This window comes from Burkholderia sp. Bp8998 (assembly GCF_003854235.1).
In the GTDB taxonomy this organism is placed as follows: Bacteria; Pseudomonadota; Gammaproteobacteria; order Burkholderiales; family Burkholderiaceae; genus Burkholderia.
In genome coordinates this window covers 49,903-70,628 of sequence record NZ_QTQF01000035.1, presented here as the reverse complement: position 1 = coordinate 70,628, position 20,726 = coordinate 49,903, and the positions used below count along the sequence as shown (strand labels likewise).

The window sequence follows — 20,726 nt, the reverse complement described above, 5'->3', positions numbered from 1 at the left end:
GCGTGGACACCGTCACATCCTCCCCCGACAACCGTCCCGACGTGGACGCCGAACTGCGCGACCTGCTGCGCACGCTCGGCGAACGGCACGGGTCGGGCATCCGCGCACTCGAGGCGCTGACGGCGCAGACGGCGCTGGGCGCGGACGAGATGCGCGAGCGGCTCGCATCGCAATTCCGGATGAAGCCGATCGGCATCCGCGAACTGAACCGCCTGGAGCCGGATTTCGAGCTGGTGCCGTTCGTCGAGGCGACGGCGCGCCTCTGCGTGTGTCTGCGCGATCCCGACGGCGGCGCGCTGCTGTTCGCGATCGCCGATCCGCTCGATGCCCGCACGCGCGGCTGGGTCGAGCACCGGATGCGTGCGCACCCGGCGCTGCCATACGGATGGGCGCTCGCGAGCGCGGGCGACCTGGGCGCCTATCTTGCCGTGCGCGAGAAGGACATCCGCGCGATGGATTCGCTCGCGTTCGACGACCCGATCGAGAGCGCGCCCGATCCGGCGTCGCTCGCATTGACGCTGCAGGGCATCAGCAGCGACGACAGCCCGGTGGTGCGCCTGCTCAATTCGACGATCTACGACGCGCTCAAGATGCTGGCGAGCGACATCCACCTCGAATGCCGGGCGAACGGCTTGATGATCAAGTGCCGGGTCGACGGCGTGCTGACGGTGGTGGGGCGCGTGGAGGGCCGCGACGTCGCGGACCAGGTGCTGTCGCGCGTGAAGGTGATTTCCGAGCTCGATATCGCGGAGCGCCGCATTCCGCAGGACGGGCGTTTCAAGGCGATGTACGCCGGACGCGAGATCGATTTTCGCGTGTCGATCATGCCGAACCAGTTCGGCGAGGACGCGGTGCTGCGGATTCTCGACCGCTACCAGCTTTCCCAGGCGTCGGGCGGCCTGACGCTCGAGGCGCTGGGGTTCCAGCCCGCCGACACGTGCTTCATGCGGTCGGTCGCGTCGATGCCGTACGGCATGCTGCTCGTCACGGGCCCCACCGGCAGCGGCAAGACCACGACGCTCTACGCGATCCTCACTGAAATCAACAACGGGCTCGAGAAGATCGTGACGATCGAGGATCCGGTCGAATACCAGCTGGGCGAGATCCTGCAGATTCCGGTCAACGAGGCGAAGGGCCTGACGTTCGCGCGCGGATTGCGGTCGATCCTGCGGCACGACCCGGACAAGATCATGGTCGGCGAAATCCGCGATCCCGAAACCGCGCAGATCGCCGTGCAGGCCGCGCTGACCGGTCACCAGGTGTTCACCACCGTGCATGCGAACAACGTGTTCGACGTGATCGGCCGTTTCACCAACATGGAGGTCGATCCGTACAGCTTCGTATCGGCGCTGAACGGCGTGATCGCGCAGCGGCTGCTGCGCCAGTGCTGCCCGGACTGCCTGGACGAGGACACGGTCGACGCGGATGCGCTCGTTCGCTCCGGTATCGATCCGGACACGGCCGGCAGCTATCTGTTTCGCCGCGGCACCGGGTGTGCGATGTGCCGCGGCAGCGGCTATCGCGGCCGGCGAGCGATCGCGGAGGCGCTGCGCATGAACGACGAGCTGCGGCAACTGCTGTCGGAGCGCGCGCCGCTCGGACACATCAAGGCGGCGGCGCTGCGCTACGGCATGACGACGTTGCGGGCGTCGGCAATCGACCTGGTGAAGCGCGGCGAAACGACGCTCGAGGAGATCAATCGTGTCACCATGGTCGAATGATCGGCTTGCCGTCGGCGTCGGCACGCGCGAGATCGTCGTCGGCATCCGCCCGCACGCACTGTGGCGGCCGGGCCGGCGCGGGTTCGTCGCCGATCCGCTCAGCGTCGTCATTCCCGACGCACACTTCGGGAGCGAGACGGGGGTGCTCGACGCGCTGGGTGCCGCGCTGGCCGCGACGGCCGGCAGCGACGGCGGCGCGAAGCGGCCGCCCGCACGCGGCGCGCACATCGTGCTCGACGATTTCTGGTGTTGCCATGCGATCCTGCGCGGCGACTTCCGCGCGCTGCACGCACGCGAGCTCGAGGAAATCGCGCTCGCGCATTTCTCGGACACGTACGGGGTCGCCGCCGAGTCGCTGGTCACGCGCTTCGACGTCCGGCATGGCGGCCGTGCGCTCTTTGCGAGCGCGCTGCCGCGCACGCTGTACGACGGCATTCTCGCGGCGGGCGCATTCGGCGATGTCCGCATCCGCCGCCTTCGCGTGGGGCTTCCGGAAACGCTCAATCGAATCGCGGTGAAGTCGGACGGCGACGCGATGCTGCTCGTCGTCGGCGAAGCGTTGCTGCAGGCGGTCATGATCGAACGCGGCGAGTGGACCGCGTACGATGCGCAGCGGCTCTTTCCGGGCGAGTCCGGCGATGCGTCGAGGCTTGCCGAACTCGCCGAGCAACTGTTCGAACGCTCGGCGACGCGGACGGGCGTGAAGCGCGACGACTGCAAGGTCTATCTGTCCGGCGTCGACACGGATGCCGCGCCGTTCGAGGCGCGTTTTGCCGCGGTCATGCCGCCGCGCCGCGCGGCGCTCGACGGTTCACCTGCGCGCCGGTTGCTGGAGTACGCACCATGATCCGCACGCTCGACATCGACTTTTGCCGGCGCCGCGCGCGCATCGGCACGAGCGGCGTGATCCTGCTCGGCGTCGCCGCGTTGCTGTGGGGCGCGTGCGCCGTCCGGCTCTGGCATGCGTATGCGGAAAACGATCGCATCAGGGATCGTCTGGCGATCGTCCAGCATCGCACGTTCGCGCAGCAACACGTCGTGAAGCCGCCGCCGACCGCGGCCGCGCGGCTCGCGGAAAAGCAGAGCCAGGCCGTGCTGCGCGAACTGACCGTGCCGTGGCAGACGCTCTTCTCGCTCGTGGAGGACTATCCGGGCCATGACGTCGCGCTGATCGGCATCGACCAGAACCCCGCACAGGGCCAGATTCGCATCACGGCCGAAGCGAAGGACCCGGACGCGATGATCGCGTACCTGAAGTACTTGCAGACGAGCGTCATGCTGCGCGAGGCGACGCTCAACGGTCATCTCGTCGAGGAAAACGTGGCGGGCAAGCCGGTGCGTTTCCAGATCACGGCCGTCTGGAGGAAATCATGAAAGCCGATCGTGTCGCGGACTGCCTGCTCACGCTTCGTTTCGCGTGGCGGCGCGCATTCGGTCTGCCGGGGCTCGCCGGGATACTGATGCTCGGTGCCGCGGGCATCACGTATGCGGCGATCGCCGGCGTGGAGTCCGACACGCGCGCGATGCAGGCGCCGGCCGGCGTGGTGCACGCCGCACGCGGCCACCGTCCTGCCGACGTGCGCGGCACGGCGGCGGACGCGGCGATGCTCGACACGTTGCCGGAGCTCTTCCCGCGCTTTTCGCAAAGCGCGGACGACATCGCATCGATCTTCGAGCAGGCGCGCGACAGCCATCTGGCGCTCGGGTCCGCCGAGTACCAGATGACGACCGAGTCGGGTGCGCGCTTCGCGCGCTACCAGGTGCTGCTGCCGGTGAAGGATCAGTACGGCGCAATCCGGCATTTTCTCGCGTCGGTGCTGAACAACGTGCCGAACGCGGCGTTGCAGGAAATCCACGTCGAGCGTCCGGCGGTGGGCAGCAGCATTCTCGACGCGCGGGTGCGTTTCGAACTCGTCTATCGGAGCGCCCAGCCATGATCTCCACCGTCATGAAACCCGCTTCGCGCAATCGGCTCGTGCTCGCGCTCGTGCTGGGATGCCTCGTCGTCGCCGGTGCCGGATATCGCGTGCTGGTGTCGGCGATGCAGCAGCCGGCGCCGGCTGCAAGCGGCATCGTCCATCGCGACGGTGCGCGCGTGGCCCCCGCGTCCGCGCCCGCGCCGGCCCGCGCGCGGATCGCGGCGGCCTCTCATGCCGCGGCGCCCGCGCCCGCGTCGCATGAAGCGGCGGCGACCCCGCGGGAAAGGCTCGCCGCATTGCGTGCACCTGTATCTGTCGACGCGGCGCACGATCCGTTCACGGCGTCGTCATGGCTGCCGCCGCCTCCCGTCGTGCCGCCGCCGCCCGAAACGCGTCCGGCGCCGCCGACCGCGCCGCCCGTACCGTTCGTGTATCTCGGCCAGCAGGATGCCAGGTCGGCGAAGCCGCAGGTGTTTCTCGGCAACGGAGATCAGTTGCTGATCGTTTCGCCGGGTGACGTGATCGACAGCCAGTATCGGGTCGAGTCGGTGTCCGAATCGAACGTGGTGCTCACCTATCTGCCGCTGAACCAGATTCAGATGGTGCCCATCCCAGTGGAAGGAAAGTAAATGGAAACCATACTTACACGGGGTGCGTGCCGCGATGGGGACGGCGGACGGTCGCCCCGCCTTTGCTCCGCCTCCCCGGCCGATGCGCGACCGGCACCGGCGAGCCGGTGCGCGACGAAACGCGCGCTGGCGATCGCCGTGGCGCTGCTCGCATGCGGCGGGTGCGCGCATGTGCCGAACCTTCAGGACGATCCGACCAACGCGCAGGTGAAGATCGACGCCTTGCACGAGCGCAACGACGCGGTCGACCAGCTGCTCGACAACGCGGACACGTTTCGCCAGCAGAACGCGTTCGACGACGCGGCGCGCTCCGTCTACATGGCGAAGCAGCTCGATTCGACCAGCGAGCGCGCGCGCCGGATCGGCACGATGATCGACCAGGACCGCAAGCATCTGGCGATCCTGCAGGAGGCGGACCGCATGATGAAGCGCGGTTCGTACGCGCAGGCGGCCGAGCGCGTGCATCGCGTGCTGGTCGAGGACCCGGCCAATGCGATGGCGATGCGGATGCAGGCGGATCTCGACGAAAAGCGCCGCCAGCAACACGCGGAGCGCGACGACAAGCTCGCGGCGTCGTCGATCATGCGCACGCCGGTGTCGCTGCAGTTCCGCGACGCGAACGTGCGGATGGTGTTCGAGGCCTTGTCGCGCACGTCCGGGCTGAACGTCATTTTCGATCGCGACGTGCGCGCCGACCTGAAGACGACGATCTTCGTGCAGAACGCGTCGCTGCAGGACACGGTCGACATGATCCTGTTGCAGAACCAGCTCGACAAGAAGCAGATGAATGCGAACACGCTGTTCATCTATCCGGCGACGCCGGCCAAGGAGCTCGAATACCAGGAGCTCAAGGTGCGCACGTTCCAGTTGTCGAACGTCGACGCGAAGCAGATCCAGTCGCTGCTGAAGAGCCTGTTGAAGGTGAAGGAGGCCGTGATCGACGAGCGCGCGAACACGGTGACGATCCGCGGCACGCCGGACACGATCAAGGTCGCCGAGGAGATGATCGCCGCCCAGGACTTGCCCGAGCCGGAGGTGATGCTCGAGGTCGAGGTGCTGGAGGTATCGCATGACCGGATGTCGCAACTGGGCATCAACTGGCCCAACTCGTTTACGGTGTCGACGCCGAGCTCGGTCGATACCTGGGGGGCGCTGCACCATCTGCCGGTCAATGCGCTGAACGTCAGCGGCCTGTCGGCCACCGCGGACTTCAAGCTGACCGATACCGACGCGAATCTGCTCGCGAGTCCGCGCATCCGCGCGCGCAACAAGGAAAAGGCGCGCATCATGATCGGCGACAAGGTGCCGGTGATTTCGAGCTCGAGCACGCCGAGCACCAGCGGCCCGTCGTTTACGCAGATGATCCAGTACCTCGACGTGGGCATCAAGCTCGAGGTCGAGCCGCAGGTCTATCGCGACGGCGACGTCGGCATCAAGCTGAATCTCGAGGTCAGCAACATCACCAACACGATCTCGAGCGGCAACTCGCAGGGGCTGAGCTCGCTCGCGTATCAGATCGGCACGCGCAGCGCGTCGACCAGCCTGCGGCTTCGCGACGGCGAAACGCAGATCATGGGCGGCCTGATTTCGGACGAGGACCGCCGCAACGCGAACAAGGTGCCGGGTCTCGGTCAGTTGCCGGTGCTTGGCCGCCTGTTCTCGGATCACGGCGGCGATCACAAGAAGACCGAGATCGTGCTGCAGATCACGCCGCATGTCGTCCGGCCGCAAGTGGCGGCGGATGCGGATACGCAGGAAGTGTGGTCGGGCACCGACGTCAACGTGCACGCCGACCAGCTGCGGCTCGACCCGGTGGCGCTGAACGCGGAGACGACCGCGGCGCCGGTGGCGAAGGAGGGGAAGGACGCGAAGGAGGGGAACGAGGCGAAAGAGGCGCTCGCGGCGCCGGAGGCGAAGGTCGCTCCGGGTAGCGTGGGCGGCGGGACGTCGGGTGGCGCGGCGCCGTCGCCGTTGGAGGCCGCGGCGAACCGTGCGCAGTCGTCGCCGGGGAGCGGTGCATTCGGGCAACTGCCGGTCGCCCCGCGCACGACGCCGCCGCCCGACCCTTACGGCGGGCGGTTCTCGAGGCCTCAGCCGGCATTGCCCGCGCCGGCCGCCGGGTCTGCCGCGGCGGAGCAGCCGGCGGGCGGCGCTGCGCAGGCGGCAGCGCCGGCGGGCAATGAAGTGGCGCCCGCGCCGGGCACGACCGTGACGCCGGTTGCGTCGCCGGCGCCGGCCGAGCAGGCTGCCGCGGTGGTCAATGCACCGGCCGCCGCACCCCCGACGCTGCAGATGCCGGCGGGCGATATCCCGAGCGAAAACCCGCTTCGCCCGGTCGGGAAGTGAGCCGTGGCCGCCCGTCACGCCGCAACGCGCGTCGGCCGCATCGGCCGGCGCGGCTTCACGTTGATCGAGATGGTCATCACGCTCGCGCTCGTGGCGATCCTCGCGCTCGCGGTCATGCCGTTCTCCGAACTGATCGTGCAGCGTCAGAAGGAGCAGGAACTGAGCGCCGCGCTGCGTGAGATCCGCACCGCGCTCGATGCGTACAAGGACGCGAGCGATGCTGGGCAGATCGAGAAGGAGGCCGAAGCCTCCGGCTATCCGCCGTCGCTGACCGTGCTCGTGACGGGCGTGAAAAACGCCCGCGACCCGAAGGGCGGGCTGGTGATGTTCCTGCGCCGGGTGCCGCGCGATCCGTTCTTCACCGGCGATCCCGACACGCGGGCCGAGGACACCTGGGACGTGCGCGCGTACGGCACGCCACCGGATCCGGCGGCCGACGCGGCCCCTGCCGGCATCGAGCCCGGCAACGACGTGTTCGACGTGACGTCGAAATCCACCCGGGTCGGCATCAACGGCATTCCGTACAAACAATGGTGACGGTTCATCATGACACCCGTTCGCATCCGCAGGATCCGCGGCTTTACGCTGATCGAAATCGTGGTCGTGATGGCCATCATCGGGCTGCTTCTGACGCTGGCCGTGCCGCGCTACATGCACAGCATCGAGCGCGGCAAGGAGCAGGTGCGGCGCCAGAACCTCGCGGTGATGCGCAATGCGATCGACCAGTATTACGGCGACAACGGGCAGTACCCGGAGACGCTCGACGAGCTGGTCGCGAAGCACTACTTGCGCGCGGTTCCGGTCGATCCGGTGAACGGCGACGACAAATGGGCGACGCTTGCATCGCCGGACGAGACCAAGCCGGGTGTCTACGATGTGGGGCCCGCGAGCAGCGCGCAGGGTGTGCCGCCGGGCGCCGCGGGGACGGGGGCCGCCGCCGGAGCGGCGAAATGAACCGGGCCGGGCGCGGCGTCGCGCGCGCGATGCCTGCCTGCCGGCGCGGCGGGCGGCAGCGCGGGCTCGCGCTGCTGGCGCTGCTGATCGCGCTGATGCTGATGTCGATCGCGCTGGCCGGCGCGCTGGACGTCTGGTCGTTGCAGCGGCGGCGCGAACAGGAGCGGCAACTGCTGTTCGTCGGCGACCAGTACCGGAGGGCCATCGTCGGGTACTACCGTCTCGCGCGCGCGTATCCGCAAACGGTCGACGACCTGCTGGACGATACCCGCTTCACGAAGCCCATGCCTCACCTGCGCCGCGCGTATCCGGATCCGGTCAGCGGCAAGAACGACTGGTCGTTCTTGTGGCGAGCCGACCGTTTCTACGGCATACACAGCAGCTCGGATGAAGCGACGATCAAGCGCGCGGGTTTTCCGGATCGATACAAGGACTTCGAGGGCGTCGAAACGTATCGGCAATGGAAGTTTATTTACCTCGCACCGGGTCTGGCCGCGCCGGCCGGCGACGTGTCGTCGGCGGCGCCGACGCTGCCCGCCAGTGCGCCGAGCCTGTCCGGTTTTCCGGGCGGCTCGCTGCCCGGACAGGTGCCGGCCGGCCTGCGTTGACGCGGGTTCGGCACCGCGCGACGCAGACCGCGCGCAAAAAAAAGCGCGACGCCCGCAACGGGCATCGCGCGTAAAACGGCGTGGAGCGCCGACGAATGAAACGTGATGAGGAATGGGGCGCCCGGCCAGGGACGCCCGGTTAGGGACGCCCGGTTAGGGGCACCCGCCTAGGGGCGCCCGGCCAGGTGGCTTCAGGCCTTCGCGAGCTTGATGCTGGTCGGCTCGGCCGTCAGGTAGCCGACGCTGGCGCCGAAGCGGTCCTTGTAGTTCGCGCGCACGAGCGGATCTAGCGTCGTCTTGACCTTGTCGTGCAGCGGCGTCTCCCAGTCGCCCACGTGCTGGAAGTTGCTCATGACGTAGGTCCAGCCGTTGATCTCGTCGACCGCGTGCAGTCCCGTCGATTCGGCGCCGGCCGGGCACGACAGCACGCGCGCGAGCGACTTCGTGTCGACGTTGTATGCCCACAGGAAGTTGTTCACGTGCATCCCCGAGTCCTCGCCGATGAAGAGCGTGCGCAGCTTCTCGGAGAACTTCAGGTTGTCGGGGTTCGCGATCTTGTCCGGGTTCGCGAGGTTGCCGAGCGCATCGGCCGCGGCGAGATCCTCGCCGACGAGCGCGGCCGGCGCGCTCATGTCGACCGGCACCCACTCGCTGTCGATCGCGCCGCCCGACGTGTCGCGCTGGCCGGCCTTCAGGTTCAGCGCGTAGACGGCGCCCGCGGCGATCTTCTTGTCCACCGCGACGTCGCGCGACACCGCATTACCCTTGACCATCGACGTCTCGATCCGCGACATCGCCGTGTAGACGATCTTGTCCTTCGCGTCGACCGTCGTGCCTTCGAGTTTCGTGAACGCCATGCTGCCGCCGATCAGCGCCGCGTAGCGGTGCGTCTCGAGGAACGCGGCCGCCTTTTCCATCCCCGGCTTCACGCGCATCCAGTTGAACTTGCCGCCGAAGTGAATCTTCGTGTAGCTCGCGTCGTTCGGGTCGGTCGTCGTCAGGTCCATGATGTCCGACGCCTTCAGCGTGTTCGCGAGCGTCTCGATCTCGCTGCTCGTCGCGTGGCCGATCCGGAGCCACGTGAGCGTCGCGCTGCCCGCGCCGGCGGACGACGTCTGCGTCCACTTCGCGACGTACAGCGTGCCGGCCGACAGGTCGGCCGCCTTGTCGGCGACGAACATGAACAGGCCGCCGTTGGTCGCGTCGTCGCCCATCATCACGGTGCGCTGGTCCGGCATCACCTGGATCAGCTCGTGCGAGATGCGGCCGAGGCAGTAGTGCTTCTTCACCGTGCCGGTGCCGTCCGGGTTCACCGTGATCTCGGGCAGGTGGCCGTAGTGGTAGGGGTTCGCCTTCGTCTCGTCGCCGAACGTGTTCTTGCTGAATGCCTTGAACTGCGCGTCGGTCGCGGCCTTCGTCGCGTCCGGCTCGTATTCCTCGCTCGACAGGTGCGTGCCCCACGGCGACAGGCTCGCGCCGCACGTGATCCACAGCCCGTGCGCCTTCGACGTGTCGACGTTGTGGTACTTGACGACCTTCAGCGCGCCGCTCGACGGATCCTGGTCGAGCGTGATCACCGCGATCGGCGACGGCAGCTGGCCATACTGCGACGCGCTCGCCTGGTCGCGCGTCGTGTATTCGAACTGCACGACCGCGAAGACCGTGTTGCCCTTCACGCCGGCGACGTTCGCGTTCTTCAGCGTCAGCAGCGAGCTGCCGTCCGGGCAGTCCGAATAGAACTGGCGCTCCTTGCCCGCCACCGAGCGGTCGATGATCGGCTGGTTGTTGATGTCGTAGTAGCCGCCCGCGAGCGTCGTGCCGCCCTTGCCGTCCGGCATCATGTCGCCCGTCACGAAGAACGGCCGGTACGCGAGCTTGAAATTGCGCGACGAACCGTCCGAGAACGACACCGCGAGCGTCGAGCCGACCGTCGTCGTGGCCATCGCGGCCGCATTGTCGAGCGTGGGCGCGGCCATTGCCGAGAACGCCGCCGACGTGTACGCGGCGGTAGCCGGCGTGGCTGCCGAATTGTCGTCGCCGCCGCAGCCCGTCAGCAGGGCCGGCAGCGCGAGGCCGGAGAGGGGCAGCATGGGCGCGCCGGCGAGGATCTTCAGGGCCTGACGACGGGAAGCATTGGGCAACGCGGGCATGTGGAGTCCAGTTTCAAATATTGGAAGAATGGCCCTTCGCGGAGCAGGTAATCAGAAAGCAGCGCGAAGGCGAGTTGAAAACTGGACCGAAGTGTAGGGATGCTAGATGAAAGTTTTTTGAATTGAAAACGTAATGATGTGCCGGGCGTCCGTCAGGCGGGCTGCCGGACGCCGGTCGCAAGCGTTTGCGCTCAGTCGCGCTCGGGCGTCGCCGAGATGCGGTGGATCGACAGGTCGGCGCCGTCGAATTCGTCTTCGCGATCGAGACGCAGGCCGACCGTCGCCTTCAGCGCGCCGTACACGAGCGTACCGCCCGCGGTGGCGATCGCGATGCCGCCGAGCGTGCCGATCAGCTGCGACACGAACGACACGCCACCGAGGCCGCCGAGCGCGGGCTGGCCGAACACGCCGGCCGCGACGCCGCCGAGCGCGCCGCACATCCCGTGCAGCGGCCACACGCCCAGCACGTCGTCGATGCGCCACTTGTTCTGCACGCAGGTGAACATCGCGACGAACACCGCGCCGGCTGCCGCGCCGGTGACGAGCGCACCGATCGGGTGCATCACGTCGGAGCCCGCGCATACGGCAACGAGGCCCGCGAGCGGGCCGTTGTACGTGAAGCCTGGATCGTTGCGGCCGGCCATCCATGCGGCGAGCGTGCCGCCGACCATCGCCATCAGCGAGTTCACGGCGACGAGGCCGCTGATCTTGTCGAGCGTCTGCGCGCTCATCACGTTGAAGCCGAACCAGCCGACCGCGAGCACCCACGCGCCGAGCGCGAGGAACGGGATGTTCGACGGCGGATGCGCGGCGATCCGGCCGTCCTTCGCATAGCGGCCGTGGCGGGCGCCGAGCAGCAGCACGGCCGGCAGCGCGACCCAGCCGCCGAACGCGTGCACGACGACCGAGCCCGCGAAATCGTGGAACGGCGCGCCGAACGCATGCGTGAGCCACGCCTGCACGCCGAAGCGCTCGTTCCATGCGATCCCTTCGAAGAACGGATAGATGAAGCCGACGATGATCAGCGTCGCGACGAGTTGCGGATTGAATTTCGCGCGCTCCGCGGTGCCGCCGGACACGATCGCGGGGATGGCCGCCGCGAACGTGAGCAGGAAGAAGAAACGTACGAGCGCGTAGCCGCTGTGCTGCGACAGCGTGCCGATGTCGTCGAAGAACTCGACGCCGTACGCGATCGTATAGCCGATGAAGAAGTACGCGAGCGTCGACACCGAGAAGTCGACCAGGATCTTCACGAGCGCGTTGACCTGGTTCTTCTTGCGGACCGTGCCGAGTTCGAGAAATGCGAAGCCCGCGTGCATCGCGAGCACCATGACGGCGCCGATCAACAGGAACAGAGTGTCGACGCCGGATTTCAGACCATCCATGCCGTGGCTTCCTTGCGCAAAAAACGGGCGAGGAACGCAAGTATCGAGCCAACTTGGTGAACGGTTGCGTGCAATTGGTGCGGAAGGCCGCGCGGTGCGGCATTCCGGTGATATGTGCACGATGGCGGGGCGCGCCGCGTGTGGCGCGGATGCTGCGGCGAGCGCACGTGCATGGTGCGGCGTGTGCGCTGCTGGTGCGCGCGATGCACGACGCGGTGCGGCAAGGCGCGACGCGATGCACCGGTCTGGCGCGTCAGCGGCGCGCGAACAGCATGCGTGGCCGCCGCAGCCGCAGCGCGCAGGCGGACCAGTAGGCGGCGGCGGTGGCAAGCCCGAGCGCGGCGAACGCGAGCGCCGCGAAGCCGGCGTGCGACTGGCCTTCGCCGGCGGGGCCGAGGATGCCTTGCGCGACGATCAGCGCTGCCGTCCAGAAGCCGATCACCGCCTGGGCGAGCAGGCGCGCGCTTGCCATGCGGCGCGGGCGCCCGGCTGCATGCAGGTGCGGCGCGGACGGCGAACGGAGGCACAGGAACAGGGTGGCGGCGAGCACGGCGGCCAGCGCGATGAACCAGTCGATGAGGAAAGCCATGGAGAAACGGGAAGCGGACGGAGCGGATGGAAGCCTGCCCACTTTAGTGTCCGCACGCCTGCGATTGAATCAGACAAGTCCGAAATTGAAAGGCATTTTTAATCGGAAGTCGTCATTGGCCCTGTTCCACAGGCGGTATCATCGACATCGGTCCAACCATTCAGGCCGTGCGTGCGCGGCCGGAGATTGCTGATGAAGATGAAGACTTCGCGGGCGCGTCGCGCGCCCGGGTCCGTGCTGGCGGCCGCGGCCGTCGGTGCGGTGCTGTTGCTCGCAGGCTGCGAGAAGTCCGGCACGCCGGCCACGCAACCCGATACGGCCGCGAGCGCGGCCGCCGATGCCGCGAACAACGCGGCGAAGGCGCTCGACCAGGTGGCGAGCACGGTCAACCAGCAGATCAATGCCGCGAAGGCCGGCCTCGCGAGCGCGGCATCGGCCGTGCCGCCGCTGTCCGCGAGCGGCCTCGCGTCCGCCGCGCAGGCGCAGATCGACGCGGCCGCTTCCGCGGTCGTCGCCCACGCGGCATCGGAAGCGGGCGCGAAGATGGCGGAGGCCGGCAAGAAGCTCCAGCAGTGGAGCCAGCAGAACGCGTCGGGTGCGAAGCCGGCCAGCGGCGAGTAGCGGGCCTTGCGGGCCTTGCGCAATCCGTGAAATGTAATTATAGTGGTTACACATTGTCGCCGGCTGCCGTTCGGGCCGGCGTCGTCGAGTGAGTGAGGAATGAATACCAGCAGCCGGTTCGCGTTTGCCGTTCACGTGCTTGCGTTGTTGTCGATGCAGGAGGGCGCGCCGCTGTCGTCCGACATCATCGCCGGCAGCGTGAACACGAATCCGGCGCTGATTCGCCGTCTGCTGTCGATGCTGGCGGCCGCGGGGCTGACCACGTCGCAGCTCGGCGCGGGCGGCGGCGCGCTGCTGGCGCGCGAGCCGGGCGAGATCACGCTGCTCGACGTGTATCGCGCGGTCGACGATGCGCAGCTGTTCGCGCTGCACCGCGAGGCGCCGAATCCCGCGTGTCTCGTCGGGCGGCACATCCAGGGCGTGCTGACCGACTATATCGGCGACGCGCAGCGTGCAATGGAAGCATCGCTCGCCACGCGCACGCTCGCCGACGTCACGGCCGACGTGCTGGAATCCGAGCAGCGCAGCCGGCCGGCGGGAAGCGCCGGCGGGTGAGCGCAGGCAACGGATGCGGCAGGGCAGGAGGCCGGGTGGCGCGCACGCGCGGCGACCGGCACGACGGGGTGTTGCTCCGTTTTTTTTCGGTCTTTTATGTAATCGCTACAGTTACTTTTTTCTTTCTGGAGAATCGACATGACGCAACCTACCTTGAACATCGCACTCTTCGGCGCCACCGGGATGATCGGCTCGCGCATCGCCGCGGAAGCCGTGCGCCGCGGCCATCGCGTGACCGCACTGTCGCGCCATCCGGGCGCGGCCGGCGACGGCATCACTGCCAAGGCGGCCGACCTGTTCGATACGGCCAGCATCGCGGCCGCGCTGCCGGGGCACGACGTCGTCGCGAGTGCGTACGGACCGAAACAGGAGGATGCCGCCAAGGTGGTCGCGGTGGCGAAGGCGCTGGTTGCCGGCGCGCGTCAGGCAGGCCTGAAGCGACTCGTCGTCGTGGGGGGCGCCGGTTCGCTCGAAGTCGCGCCAGGCAAGCAGCTGGTCGACACGGAAGGTTTCCCGGACGCGTACAAGGCGGTCGCGCTCGCGCACCGCGATGCGCTCGACTATCTGAAGACGGTCGGCGATCTCGACTGGACCTTCTTCGCGCCGGCCGCCCTGATCGCGCCGGGCGAGCGCACGGGCACGTTCCGCACGGGCGTCGGCAAGCTGATCGTGGACGCGCAAGGCAACAGCAAGATCTCGGCGGAAGACTACGCGGTCGCGTTCGTCGATGCGCTCGAGCAACACGGCTTCGTGCGCGAGATCGCGACGGTCGCGTATTGAGCGGCATCGCGGCGACGCGGCATGCAAGTGCCGTATTCGCCGTGCGTGGCTCGCGGCAGCCAGTGCAGTCGCAGTGACATCGGGCGATTCCACCTCGACGGGTGGAATCGCCCGTTTCGTCTGGGGTGCCGATGATCGATGGACCGTTGCGCACGGGATCGTGCGCAACGCGGATCCTTCCTGCCTGATTGGTATTTATCCCGGTCGACGCCGCGCAGCGGTTTCCATATTGTTCCCCGTCATGCAGGATGCATAGAAAAAATTTCTATCTACGAGGGACCGGGTAAATGGATGCCATCGATCGCAAGCTGCTGGAGCTGTTGCAGGCAGATGCCACATTGCCGATCGCGGAACTCGCGCAGCGCGTGAACCTGTCGCAGACGCCGTGCTGGAAGCGCGTGCAGCGGCTCAAGGAAACCGGCGCGATCCGCGCGCAGGTCGCGCTGTGCGATCCGCGCAAGCTCGGAGTCGGCACGACCGTGTTCGTCGCGATCCGCACGAACCAGCATACCGAGGAGTGGGCGCAGCGTTTCACGCAGGCCGTGCGCGACATGCCGGAAGTCGTCGAGGTGTACCGGATGAGCGGCGAGACCGACTATCTGCTGCGGGTCGTGGTGGCCGGCATCGACGATTTCGATCGCGTGTACAAGCAACTGATCCGCGCGGTGCCGCTGTTCGACGTGAGCTCGTCGTTCGCGATGGAGCAGATCAAGTATTCGACCGCGCTGCCGGTGCGGGATCTCTCGGAGCCGGCGTAGCGCGGGACCGCAGCGCATCGCGTCGGTGCGTGCGTGTGTGACGTGTAGCCGCAGCCGACGCGCGCCGTTGTCGTGATTGCCCGCTCAGCGCCCGCGCGCCATGGCGCGTGCGCGTTCGTCCGCCAGCGCGTCGCGGCGCACGAATTCCGCGACGAACGGGCTGGCCGGATGGTGGTGGAGCGCGTATGGCGTATCCCATTGGGCGAGCCGGCCATCCTTCATCACGCCGATCCGGTCGGCGATCGCGAACGCTTCCGCCTGGTTGTGCGTGACGAGGATCGCGGTGTGACCCGTGCGCTTGAGGATGTCGCGCAGCTCGAACGCGAGCCGCTCGCGCGTGTCGACGTCGAGATTCGAGAACGGCTCGTCGAGCAGCAGCAGCTCCGGCGACGGCGCGAGCGCACGGGCGAGGGCGACGCGCTGCTGCTGGCCGCCCGACAGTTCGTGCGGATACGCGCTGCCCGAAGCGGCGAGGCCGACGAGCGCGAGCATGTCCGCGACGCGGGCGCGCCGCTCGGCCTTCGGCATGCGCCGCAGGCCGAACGCGACGTTGTCGGCCGCACTCAGGTGCGGGAACAGCGCATAGTCCTGGAACATCATGCCGATGCGCCGCCGCTCGGGCGGCACGTCGAGCGACGGCGCCGCGACGGGCGCGCCGTCCAGCACGATGCGCCCCATACGCACGGGCTCGAAGCCCGCGATCGCGCGCAGCACCGTGGTCTTGCCGCAGCCGGATGCACCGAGCAGGCAGCCGATGTCGCCGCGCGGCAGCGCGAGGCTCAGCCCGTCGACCACCGTGCGGCGGCCGTGCGGCGTGTCGTAGGCGACGCAGAGGTCGTCGAGTTCGAGCAGGTTATTCACGATATCAGGCTCCGATCTTGTGACGGGTGCGCGCGAGCAGGATCACGGGCACGAGCCCGGCCAGCACGATCGCGAGCGCGGCGACCGCGCCTTCCTCATAGGTGCCGCGCGCGGCTTCCGCGTACAGCCAGGTCGCGAGCGTGTCGAAATTCAGCGGACGCAGCAGCAGCGTCGCCGGCAGCTCCTTCATCGCGTCGACGAAGACGAGCAGCGCGCTGGTCGTGAGCGCGGGCCGCAGCAGCGGCAGGTGCACGCGGCGCAGCGTGCCGCCGGCCGTCTCGCCGAGCGAGCGCGCGGCCTGTTCGAGCGACGGCGGAATGCGCGCGAGGCCGGCTTCGATGCTGCCGGCGGAGATCGCGAGAAAGCGCACGGAGTACGCGATCACGAGCGCGGCCGCCGACCCCATCAGCAGCAGCCCGTCGCGGCCGAGCGCCGCGCCGAGCAGCCGGTCGGCCGTCGCGAACGGGATCAGCAGGCCGATCGCGAGCACGGTGCCCGGCACCGCATAGCCGAGGCTCGCGATCCGCGCGCACACGCGGGCCGGGCCCGCACGCGCGCTGTCGCGCTGCGCGCGCGCCGCCCACGCGACGACCAGCCCGCACACGAGCGTCGCGACCGTTGCGGCGGCGGCGATCGCCAGCGTGTTCACGAGCCCGGTCAGCAACTGCGCGGATACGCCGCCGACGAGATGCAGCCGCTTGCCGGTCTCGACCACGAGGTACGCGGCCGGCGCGCCGAAGCCGAGCAGCACCGGCAGCCAGCCGAACGCGGCGGCGCTCCACGCGGCCACGCCCGTCAGCTTGCGCGGCGCGACCGGACGCATGCGCCGGCCGTGCGCGTAGCGCTGGCGGCGGCGCCCGTAGCGTTCGAGCACGATCATGCCGACGACGATCGCGAGCATCGCGAGCGCGATCTGCGCGGCGCCGGCGAGATCGGAGCGCGTGATCCACGTCGTGTAGACCGATACGGTCAGCGTCTGCACGCCGAGGAATTCCGACGCGCCGATGTCGTTCAGCGTTTCGAGCAGCGCGAGGCTCACGCCGACCGCGATCGCGGGCCGCGCGAGCGGCACGACGACGCGCCAGAACGTCGCGATGCGTCCCGCGCCGAGCGTGCGCGCGGCTTCGAGAAGACTCGCGGACTGCGTGACGAACATCGCGCGCGTGCTCAGGTACACATACGGATACAGCACGAAGCCGAGCACGAAGATCGCGCCGGGCAGCGCGCGCAGGTCGGGCAGGCGGAACTGGCGCGGGCTGTCGAAGCCGAGCAGCCAGCGGATCGCGCCCTGCACGGGGCCGATCGGGTGGAGCAGGTCGAGATATGCGAACGCGACGATATAGGTGGGCACCGCGAGCGGCAGCAACAGCGCCCAGGTCAGCATCCGGCGGCCGGGAAAATCGTACGCGGTGACGAGCCACGCGCAGCCGGTGCCGATTACCGTGACGATCGCGCCGACGCCCGCGAGCAGCAGCAGCGTGTTGACGAGCGCCTGCGGCAGCACGAATTCGGCGAGGTGCTTCCAGTGCGCGAGATCGGCGCCGAATGCGGCGGCGACCAGCACCGCGAGCGGCGCCGCGACCGCCGCGGCGATCGCGACGGCCGCACCCAGCCAGAGGCTGCCCGCGTGCGAACGGAGCGGCTGGCGGCGCGCGCGCGCGACCGATGCGTCAGTTGTCAAAGCCGACCTTGTCGACGAGCTGGCTGGCCGCCTTGCGGTGCTTCGCGATGTCGGTCAGCGGCAGCGGGTCAACCTTCAGCGTGCCGAAGCTCGCGATCACCGGATCGAGCTTCACGTTCGCGCGCACCGGGTATTCGTAGTTCGCCTGCGCATACAGCGCCTGCGCTTCCGGCGACACGAGGTATTCGAGCAGCTTCACCGCGTTGGCCTTGTGCGGCGCATGTTTCGCGACCGTCGCGCCGCTGACGTTCACGTGCGTGCCGCCGCTCCTGGCGTTCGCGAACGTCGGCCGCACGACCTTGATCGCGTCGCCCCACTTGCGCGCATCGGTGCCCGGTTCCGCATTCTTCATGTGACCGACGTAGTACGCGTTCGCGAGACCGACGTCGCAGATGCCGCCGAGAATGTCGCGCGCGACGTCGCGGTCGCCGCCCGTCGCCTTGCGCGCGAGGTTCGCCTTCACGCCGCGCAGCCATTTTTCGGTCGCGGCTTCGCCGTCGTGCGCGATCATCGCCGCGACGAGTGCCGTGTTGTACGGATGCTGCCCCGAGCGGATGCAGACCTTGCCCTTCCATTTCGGATCGGCGAGATCCTCGTAGTGGAACGTGTCGATCTTCAGGTCCTTCTCCACGTACAGCACGCGATCGCGCAGCGACAGCGCGTACCAGTCGCCCTGCTCGCCGCGCAGGTTCGCGGGAATCGCGTCGTCGAGCACCTTCGAACGCACCGGCTGCGCGAGCCCGCCGTCGACGAGGTCGAGCAGGTTGCCGATGTCGACCGTCATCAGCACGTCGGCCGGCGATTGCGCGCCTTCCGCCTTCACGCGCTCGAGCAGGCCGTCCTTCACGAACACCGTGTTGACCTTGACGCCGCTCTGTTTCGTGAACGCGTCGATCAGCGGCTGGATCAGCTTCGGTTCGCGGGTGGTGTACAGGCTCACTTCCTCGGCAGCGTGGGCCAGCGGCGCGAACGCGGCGGCGGCAAGGGCGAGGGCGAGGGCGCCGGCGAGCGGCAGCAGGCGGGTGCGCGGATTCGACATGGAGACTCCGGTGAGGCAGGCGGACGAAGAAGCGTTCCGGGGCATGCCTGCCGCCTGAGTGACCCGAAACATTACAAAGCGAAAGATTTCGGATTCTAGATCGGAATGGGAATGATTATCAAATGAAAGGTGAGGGAAGTCAGGAAGGAAGGCGGAAGGAGGGCGTGCAACAGGGCGTCGCGGCGCGAGCGCAAGCGCGTAGAATGCCCGCTTCAACGAATTCGACGGAGCCGCACCGACCATGAACGATCAGCGCAAGAAGAACCCTGTCCGCAACGTGAGCATCCTGATCGTCGTGGCCGTGCTGCTCGTGATCGGGACGATCCTGTACAACGCGATCTCGCAGAAGCACGCGTACGACGAGGCCCATCCGGCCGAGGCCGCGAGCGCCGCGTCGCACTGACGCCGGCGCTGGCGCGGGCGCATGGTGGCTGCGCGGCCCGGCCGGGCAGCCGGCGATGCGCAGGAACGGCGGGAAGGGGCGAGGCGGCGGCGGGCGACGCGCGAGGCGCCGCGTTCCGCCGGGAGAGACACGGGCGCCGAAGCCGGCGCGCCGCATGGAAGGGTCAGTCGTGCGTCATCGTGACGCAGGCGCGAATTTCGGGCGGATCCGGGCGTAGAACACGACCGCGAGCAGCGCGAGCCATGCCGCGCCGACGTAGAGCGCGACACGCGTATCGTCGAACCAGCCGAGCATCACGATTACGAAACCCATGAACACGATCGTCAGCGCGGGAGCGACGGGCCACAGCGGCACCTTGAACTTCAGCGCCGCGACTTCCGCGCTCGACAGGCGACGGCGCATCGCGACCTGCGACAGCAGGATCATCAGCCACACCCACACGGTCGCGAACGTCGCGATCGCCGCGACCACCAGGAACACATCCTTCGGCATCAGGTAGTTGAGCAGCACGCCGACCAGCAGCGCGCCGGCCATCACGAGCACCGTGACCCACGGCACGCCGTGCCGCGACGTCGTCATCAGCACGCGCGGCGCCTGGCCCTGCCGCGCCATCCCGAACATCATCCGGCCCGCGCCGAAGATGTCGCTGTTGATCGCCGAGATCGCCGCGCTGATCACCACGAGGTTGAGGATCGTCGCGGCCGACTTCACGCCGAGCGCCGAGAAGATCTGCACGAACGGGCTGCCGTCGCTGCCGACGCCGGTCCACGGGCTGATCGACATCAGCACGACCATCGTCAGCACGTAGAACAGCAGGATGCGCGCGGGCACCGCGTTGATCGCGCGCGGAATCACGCGCTCCGGGTCCTTCGCCTCGCCGGCGCTCATCCCGATCACCTCGATGCCGCCGTACGCGAAGATCACGACCGACAGCGACGCGATCAGCCCGCCGATCCCGTTCGGGAAGAAGCCGCCATGGTTCCACAGGTTCGCGAACGTCGGCACGTCGGCCGAATGGCCGAAATGCATGCCGGTCAACAGGATCGCGACGCCGCCGCCGATCATCGCGACGATCGCGCCGACCTTGATGATCGACAGCCAGAACTCGAGCTCGCCGAACACCTTCACGTGGCACAGGTTCAGCCCGCAGATGACCGCGACGACGCCGAGCACCCAGATCCATTGCGGGATATCCGGAAACCAGAAGCCCATGTAGATGCCGAACGCGGTGATGTCGGCGATCGCGACGATCACCATTTCGAGCGTGTAGGTCCAGCCGGTGACGAAGCCCGCGAACGGGCCGAGGTTTTCGGTCGCGTAGTGGCCGAACGAGCCGGCGACGGGCTCGCGCACGGCCATCTCGCCCAGCGCGCGCATCACCATGTAGACGGCCGCGCCGCCCAGGATGTAGGCCAGGATCACCGCCGGGCCCGCGAGCTGGATCGCGGACGCCGAGCCGTAGAACAGGCCAGTGCCGATCGCCGAGCCCAGCGCGAGAAAGCGGATGTGCCGCGCGCTCAGGTGGCGCTGCAAGTTTTTCATCGAGTCTCCGATATCGTTATGCGACGGACCGGGCAAGCGAGGCCGGCCCGGTTGGCTCAAGTTGTATATACAACTTGAACGTGAACGAATGATAACAAGCCGGGCCATGTGGCCGGAATCGGGTATTCCCTGACTGGCGCAACCGACGGAATCGGGGGGGGGCCATCGTGCGGCGTGCCCACGGG

The 20,726-nt window shown here is 68.3% G+C and carries 21 protein-coding genes; 14 read left to right on the top strand and 7 right to left on the bottom strand.

The window, feature by feature from the left end; all coding sequences use genetic code 11:
- Positions 1-2 precede the first annotated feature (2 nt).
- The 9 genes from DIE06_RS28660 to DIE06_RS28620 are packed head-to-tail and all read left to right on the top strand — an operon-like array spanning position 3 to position 8,177.
- Positions 3-1,721 carry a GspE/PulE family protein gene (locus tag DIE06_RS28660; protein WP_124664292.1) on the top strand — a complete coding sequence of 573 codons (1,719 nt, stop codon included), beginning with the start codon at positions 3-5 and terminating at the stop codon, positions 1,719-1,721.
- Positions 1,702-2,568, top strand: a complete 867-nt coding sequence (locus DIE06_RS28655) for a hypothetical protein (protein ID WP_124664291.1) — start codon at positions 1,702-1,704, stop codon at positions 2,566-2,568. The genes DIE06_RS28660 and DIE06_RS28655 overlap by 20 nt, the downstream gene beginning before the upstream one ends.
- Positions 2,565-3,095 carry a hypothetical protein gene (locus DIE06_RS28650; protein ID WP_124664290.1) on the top strand — a complete coding sequence of 177 codons (531 nt, stop codon included), beginning with the start codon at positions 2,565-2,567 and terminating at the stop codon, positions 3,093-3,095. The genes DIE06_RS28655 and DIE06_RS28650 overlap by 4 nt, the downstream gene beginning before the upstream one ends.
- Positions 3,092-3,658, top strand: coding sequence for a hypothetical protein (locus DIE06_RS28645; RefSeq protein ID WP_124664289.1), 567 nt, complete (start codon positions 3,092-3,094; stop codon positions 3,656-3,658). The genes DIE06_RS28650 and DIE06_RS28645 overlap by 4 nt, the downstream gene beginning before the upstream one ends.
- Entirely contained in the window at positions 3,655-4,269 is a 615-nt protein-coding gene (locus DIE06_RS28640; RefSeq protein ID WP_124664288.1) for a hypothetical protein, read from the top strand. Before DIE06_RS28645 ends, DIE06_RS28640 begins: the two co-directional genes overlap by 4 nt.
- On the top strand, positions 4,270-6,615 hold the full coding sequence (locus DIE06_RS28635; RefSeq protein WP_311767645.1) for a type IV pilus secretin PilQ: 2,346 nt from the start codon (positions 4,270-4,272) through the stop codon (positions 6,613-6,615).
- Between the two features lie 3 nt (positions 6,616-6,618).
- Entirely contained in the window at positions 6,619-7,152 is a 534-nt protein-coding gene (locus tag DIE06_RS28630; protein WP_124664287.1) for a type II secretion system protein, read from the top strand.
- A 9-nt stretch (positions 7,153-7,161) separates the two neighbouring features.
- Positions 7,162-7,569: a type II secretion system protein gene (locus tag DIE06_RS28625; protein WP_124664286.1), complete on the top strand. Its 408-nt coding sequence runs from the start codon at positions 7,162-7,164 to the stop codon at positions 7,567-7,569.
- Positions 7,566-8,177, top strand: coding sequence for a type II secretion system protein (locus DIE06_RS28620; RefSeq protein WP_124664285.1), 612 nt, complete (start codon positions 7,566-7,568; stop codon positions 8,175-8,177). The genes DIE06_RS28625 and DIE06_RS28620 overlap by 4 nt, the downstream gene beginning before the upstream one ends.
- Positions 8,178-8,368: 191 nt before the next feature.
- Here the strand turns inward: DIE06_RS28620 and DIE06_RS28615 are convergent, their stop codons facing one another.
- The 3 genes from DIE06_RS28615 to DIE06_RS28605 all read right to left on the bottom strand — a co-directional run bounded on the left by DIE06_RS28615 (position 8,369) and on the right by DIE06_RS28605 (position 12,301).
- Positions 8,369-10,327, bottom strand: coding sequence for a PhoX family phosphatase (locus DIE06_RS28615; RefSeq protein WP_124664284.1), 1,959 nt, complete (start codon positions 10,325-10,327; stop codon positions 8,369-8,371).
- A 191-nt stretch (positions 10,328-10,518) separates the two neighbouring features.
- Positions 10,519-11,712, bottom strand: a complete 1,194-nt coding sequence (locus tag DIE06_RS28610) for an ammonium transporter (protein WP_124664283.1) — start codon at positions 11,710-11,712, stop codon at positions 10,519-10,521.
- 253 nt (positions 11,713-11,965) lie between these two features.
- Positions 11,966-12,301: a hypothetical protein gene (locus DIE06_RS28605; RefSeq protein WP_124664282.1), complete on the bottom strand. Its 336-nt coding sequence runs from the start codon at positions 12,299-12,301 to the stop codon at positions 11,966-11,968.
- A gap of 192 nt (positions 12,302-12,493) precedes the next feature.
- Between DIE06_RS28605 and DIE06_RS28600 the strand changes: the two genes are divergently transcribed.
- The 4 genes from DIE06_RS28600 to DIE06_RS28585 all read left to right on the top strand — a co-directional run bounded on the left by DIE06_RS28600 (position 12,494) and on the right by DIE06_RS28585 (position 15,015).
- The gene (locus tag DIE06_RS28600) at positions 12,494-12,922 is read left to right on the top strand and encodes a hypothetical protein (protein WP_124664281.1); all 429 of its coding nucleotides are present in this window, start codon (positions 12,494-12,496) and stop codon (positions 12,920-12,922) included.
- 99 nt (positions 12,923-13,021) lie between these two features.
- Positions 13,022-13,477 carry an Rrf2 family transcriptional regulator gene (locus DIE06_RS28595; RefSeq protein WP_124664280.1) on the top strand — a complete coding sequence of 152 codons (456 nt, stop codon included), beginning with the start codon at positions 13,022-13,024 and terminating at the stop codon, positions 13,475-13,477.
- A 138-nt stretch (positions 13,478-13,615) separates the two neighbouring features.
- Positions 13,616-14,257: an NAD(P)-dependent oxidoreductase gene (locus DIE06_RS28590; protein ID WP_124664279.1), complete on the top strand. Its 642-nt coding sequence runs from the start codon at positions 13,616-13,618 to the stop codon at positions 14,255-14,257.
- A gap of 287 nt (positions 14,258-14,544) precedes the next feature.
- A complete protein-coding gene (locus DIE06_RS28585; protein ID WP_124615513.1) occupies positions 14,545-15,015 on the top strand; it encodes an Lrp/AsnC family transcriptional regulator in 471 nt (156 codons plus the stop codon).
- An 84-nt stretch (positions 15,016-15,099) separates the two neighbouring features.
- Here the strand turns inward: DIE06_RS28585 and DIE06_RS28580 are convergent, their stop codons facing one another.
- Genes DIE06_RS28580 through DIE06_RS28570 form a run of 3 tightly spaced genes read right to left on the bottom strand, consistent with a single transcriptional unit; the run spans position 15,100 to position 18,596 of the window.
- The gene (locus DIE06_RS28580) at positions 15,100-15,876 is read right to left on the bottom strand and encodes an ABC transporter ATP-binding protein (protein WP_185733496.1); all 777 of its coding nucleotides are present in this window, start codon (positions 15,874-15,876) and stop codon (positions 15,100-15,102) included.
- A 4-nt stretch (positions 15,877-15,880) separates the two neighbouring features.
- Positions 15,881-17,557, bottom strand: coding sequence for an iron ABC transporter permease (locus tag DIE06_RS28575; RefSeq protein ID WP_124664277.1), 1,677 nt, complete (start codon positions 17,555-17,557; stop codon positions 15,881-15,883).
- A complete protein-coding gene (locus DIE06_RS28570; RefSeq protein ID WP_124664276.1) occupies positions 17,547-18,596 on the bottom strand; it encodes a Fe(3+) ABC transporter substrate-binding protein in 1,050 nt (349 codons plus the stop codon). The genes DIE06_RS28575 and DIE06_RS28570 overlap by 11 nt, the downstream gene beginning before the upstream one ends.
- A gap of 241 nt (positions 18,597-18,837) precedes the next feature.
- On the opposite strand from DIE06_RS28570, the gene DIE06_RS28565 reads away from it, so the two are divergent.
- Complete coding sequence (locus DIE06_RS28565) at positions 18,838-18,999, top strand: hypothetical protein (RefSeq protein WP_006476417.1); 162 nt, start codon at positions 18,838-18,840, stop codon at positions 18,997-18,999.
- A gap of 174 nt (positions 19,000-19,173) precedes the next feature.
- Here DIE06_RS28565 and DIE06_RS28560 read toward each other — a convergent pair whose 3' ends face one another.
- Complete coding sequence (locus tag DIE06_RS28560) at positions 19,174-20,541, bottom strand: amino acid permease (protein ID WP_124664275.1); 1,368 nt, start codon at positions 20,539-20,541, stop codon at positions 19,174-19,176.
- Positions 20,542-20,726 lie beyond the last annotated feature (185 nt).

Coding starts and splice junctions, on each gene's coding strand:
- DIE06_RS28650 (WP_124664290.1), top strand. CDS start 2,565: ATGATCCGCACGCTCGACATCGACTTTTGCCGGCGCCGCGCGCGCATC.
- DIE06_RS28645 (WP_124664289.1), top strand. CDS start 3,092: ATGAAAGCCGATCGTGTCGCGGACTGCCTGCTCACGCTTCGTTTCGCG.
- DIE06_RS28640 (WP_124664288.1), top strand. CDS start 3,655: ATGATCTCCACCGTCATGAAACCCGCTTCGCGCAATCGGCTCGTGCTC.
- DIE06_RS28635 (WP_311767645.1), top strand. CDS start 4,270: ATGGAAACCATACTTACACGGGGTGCGTGCCGCGATGGGGACGGCGGA.
- DIE06_RS28625 (WP_124664286.1), top strand. CDS start 7,162: ATGACACCCGTTCGCATCCGCAGGATCCGCGGCTTTACGCTGATCGAA.
- DIE06_RS28620 (WP_124664285.1), top strand. CDS start 7,566: ATGAACCGGGCCGGGCGCGGCGTCGCGCGCGCGATGCCTGCCTGCCGG.
- DIE06_RS28615 (WP_124664284.1), bottom strand. CDS start 10,327: ATGCCCGCGTTGCCCAATGCTTCCCGTCGTCAGGCCCTGAAGATCCTC.
- DIE06_RS28610 (WP_124664283.1), bottom strand. CDS start 11,712: ATGGATGGTCTGAAATCCGGCGTCGACACTCTGTTCCTGTTGATCGGC.
- DIE06_RS28605 (WP_124664282.1), bottom strand. CDS start 12,301: ATGGCTTTCCTCATCGACTGGTTCATCGCGCTGGCCGCCGTGCTCGCC.
- DIE06_RS28600 (WP_124664281.1), top strand. CDS start 12,494: ATGAAGATGAAGACTTCGCGGGCGCGTCGCGCGCCCGGGTCCGTGCTG.
- DIE06_RS28595 (WP_124664280.1), top strand. CDS start 13,022: ATGAATACCAGCAGCCGGTTCGCGTTTGCCGTTCACGTGCTTGCGTTG.
- DIE06_RS28590 (WP_124664279.1), top strand. CDS start 13,616: ATGACGCAACCTACCTTGAACATCGCACTCTTCGGCGCCACCGGGATG.
- DIE06_RS28585 (WP_124615513.1), top strand. CDS start 14,545: ATGGATGCCATCGATCGCAAGCTGCTGGAGCTGTTGCAGGCAGATGCC.
- DIE06_RS28570 (WP_124664276.1), bottom strand. CDS start 18,596: ATGTCGAATCCGCGCACCCGCCTGCTGCCGCTCGCCGGCGCCCTCGCC.
- DIE06_RS28565 (WP_006476417.1), top strand. CDS start 18,838: ATGAACGATCAGCGCAAGAAGAACCCTGTCCGCAACGTGAGCATCCTG.
- DIE06_RS28560 (WP_124664275.1), bottom strand. CDS start 20,541: ATGAAAAACTTGCAGCGCCACCTGAGCGCGCGGCACATCCGCTTTCTC.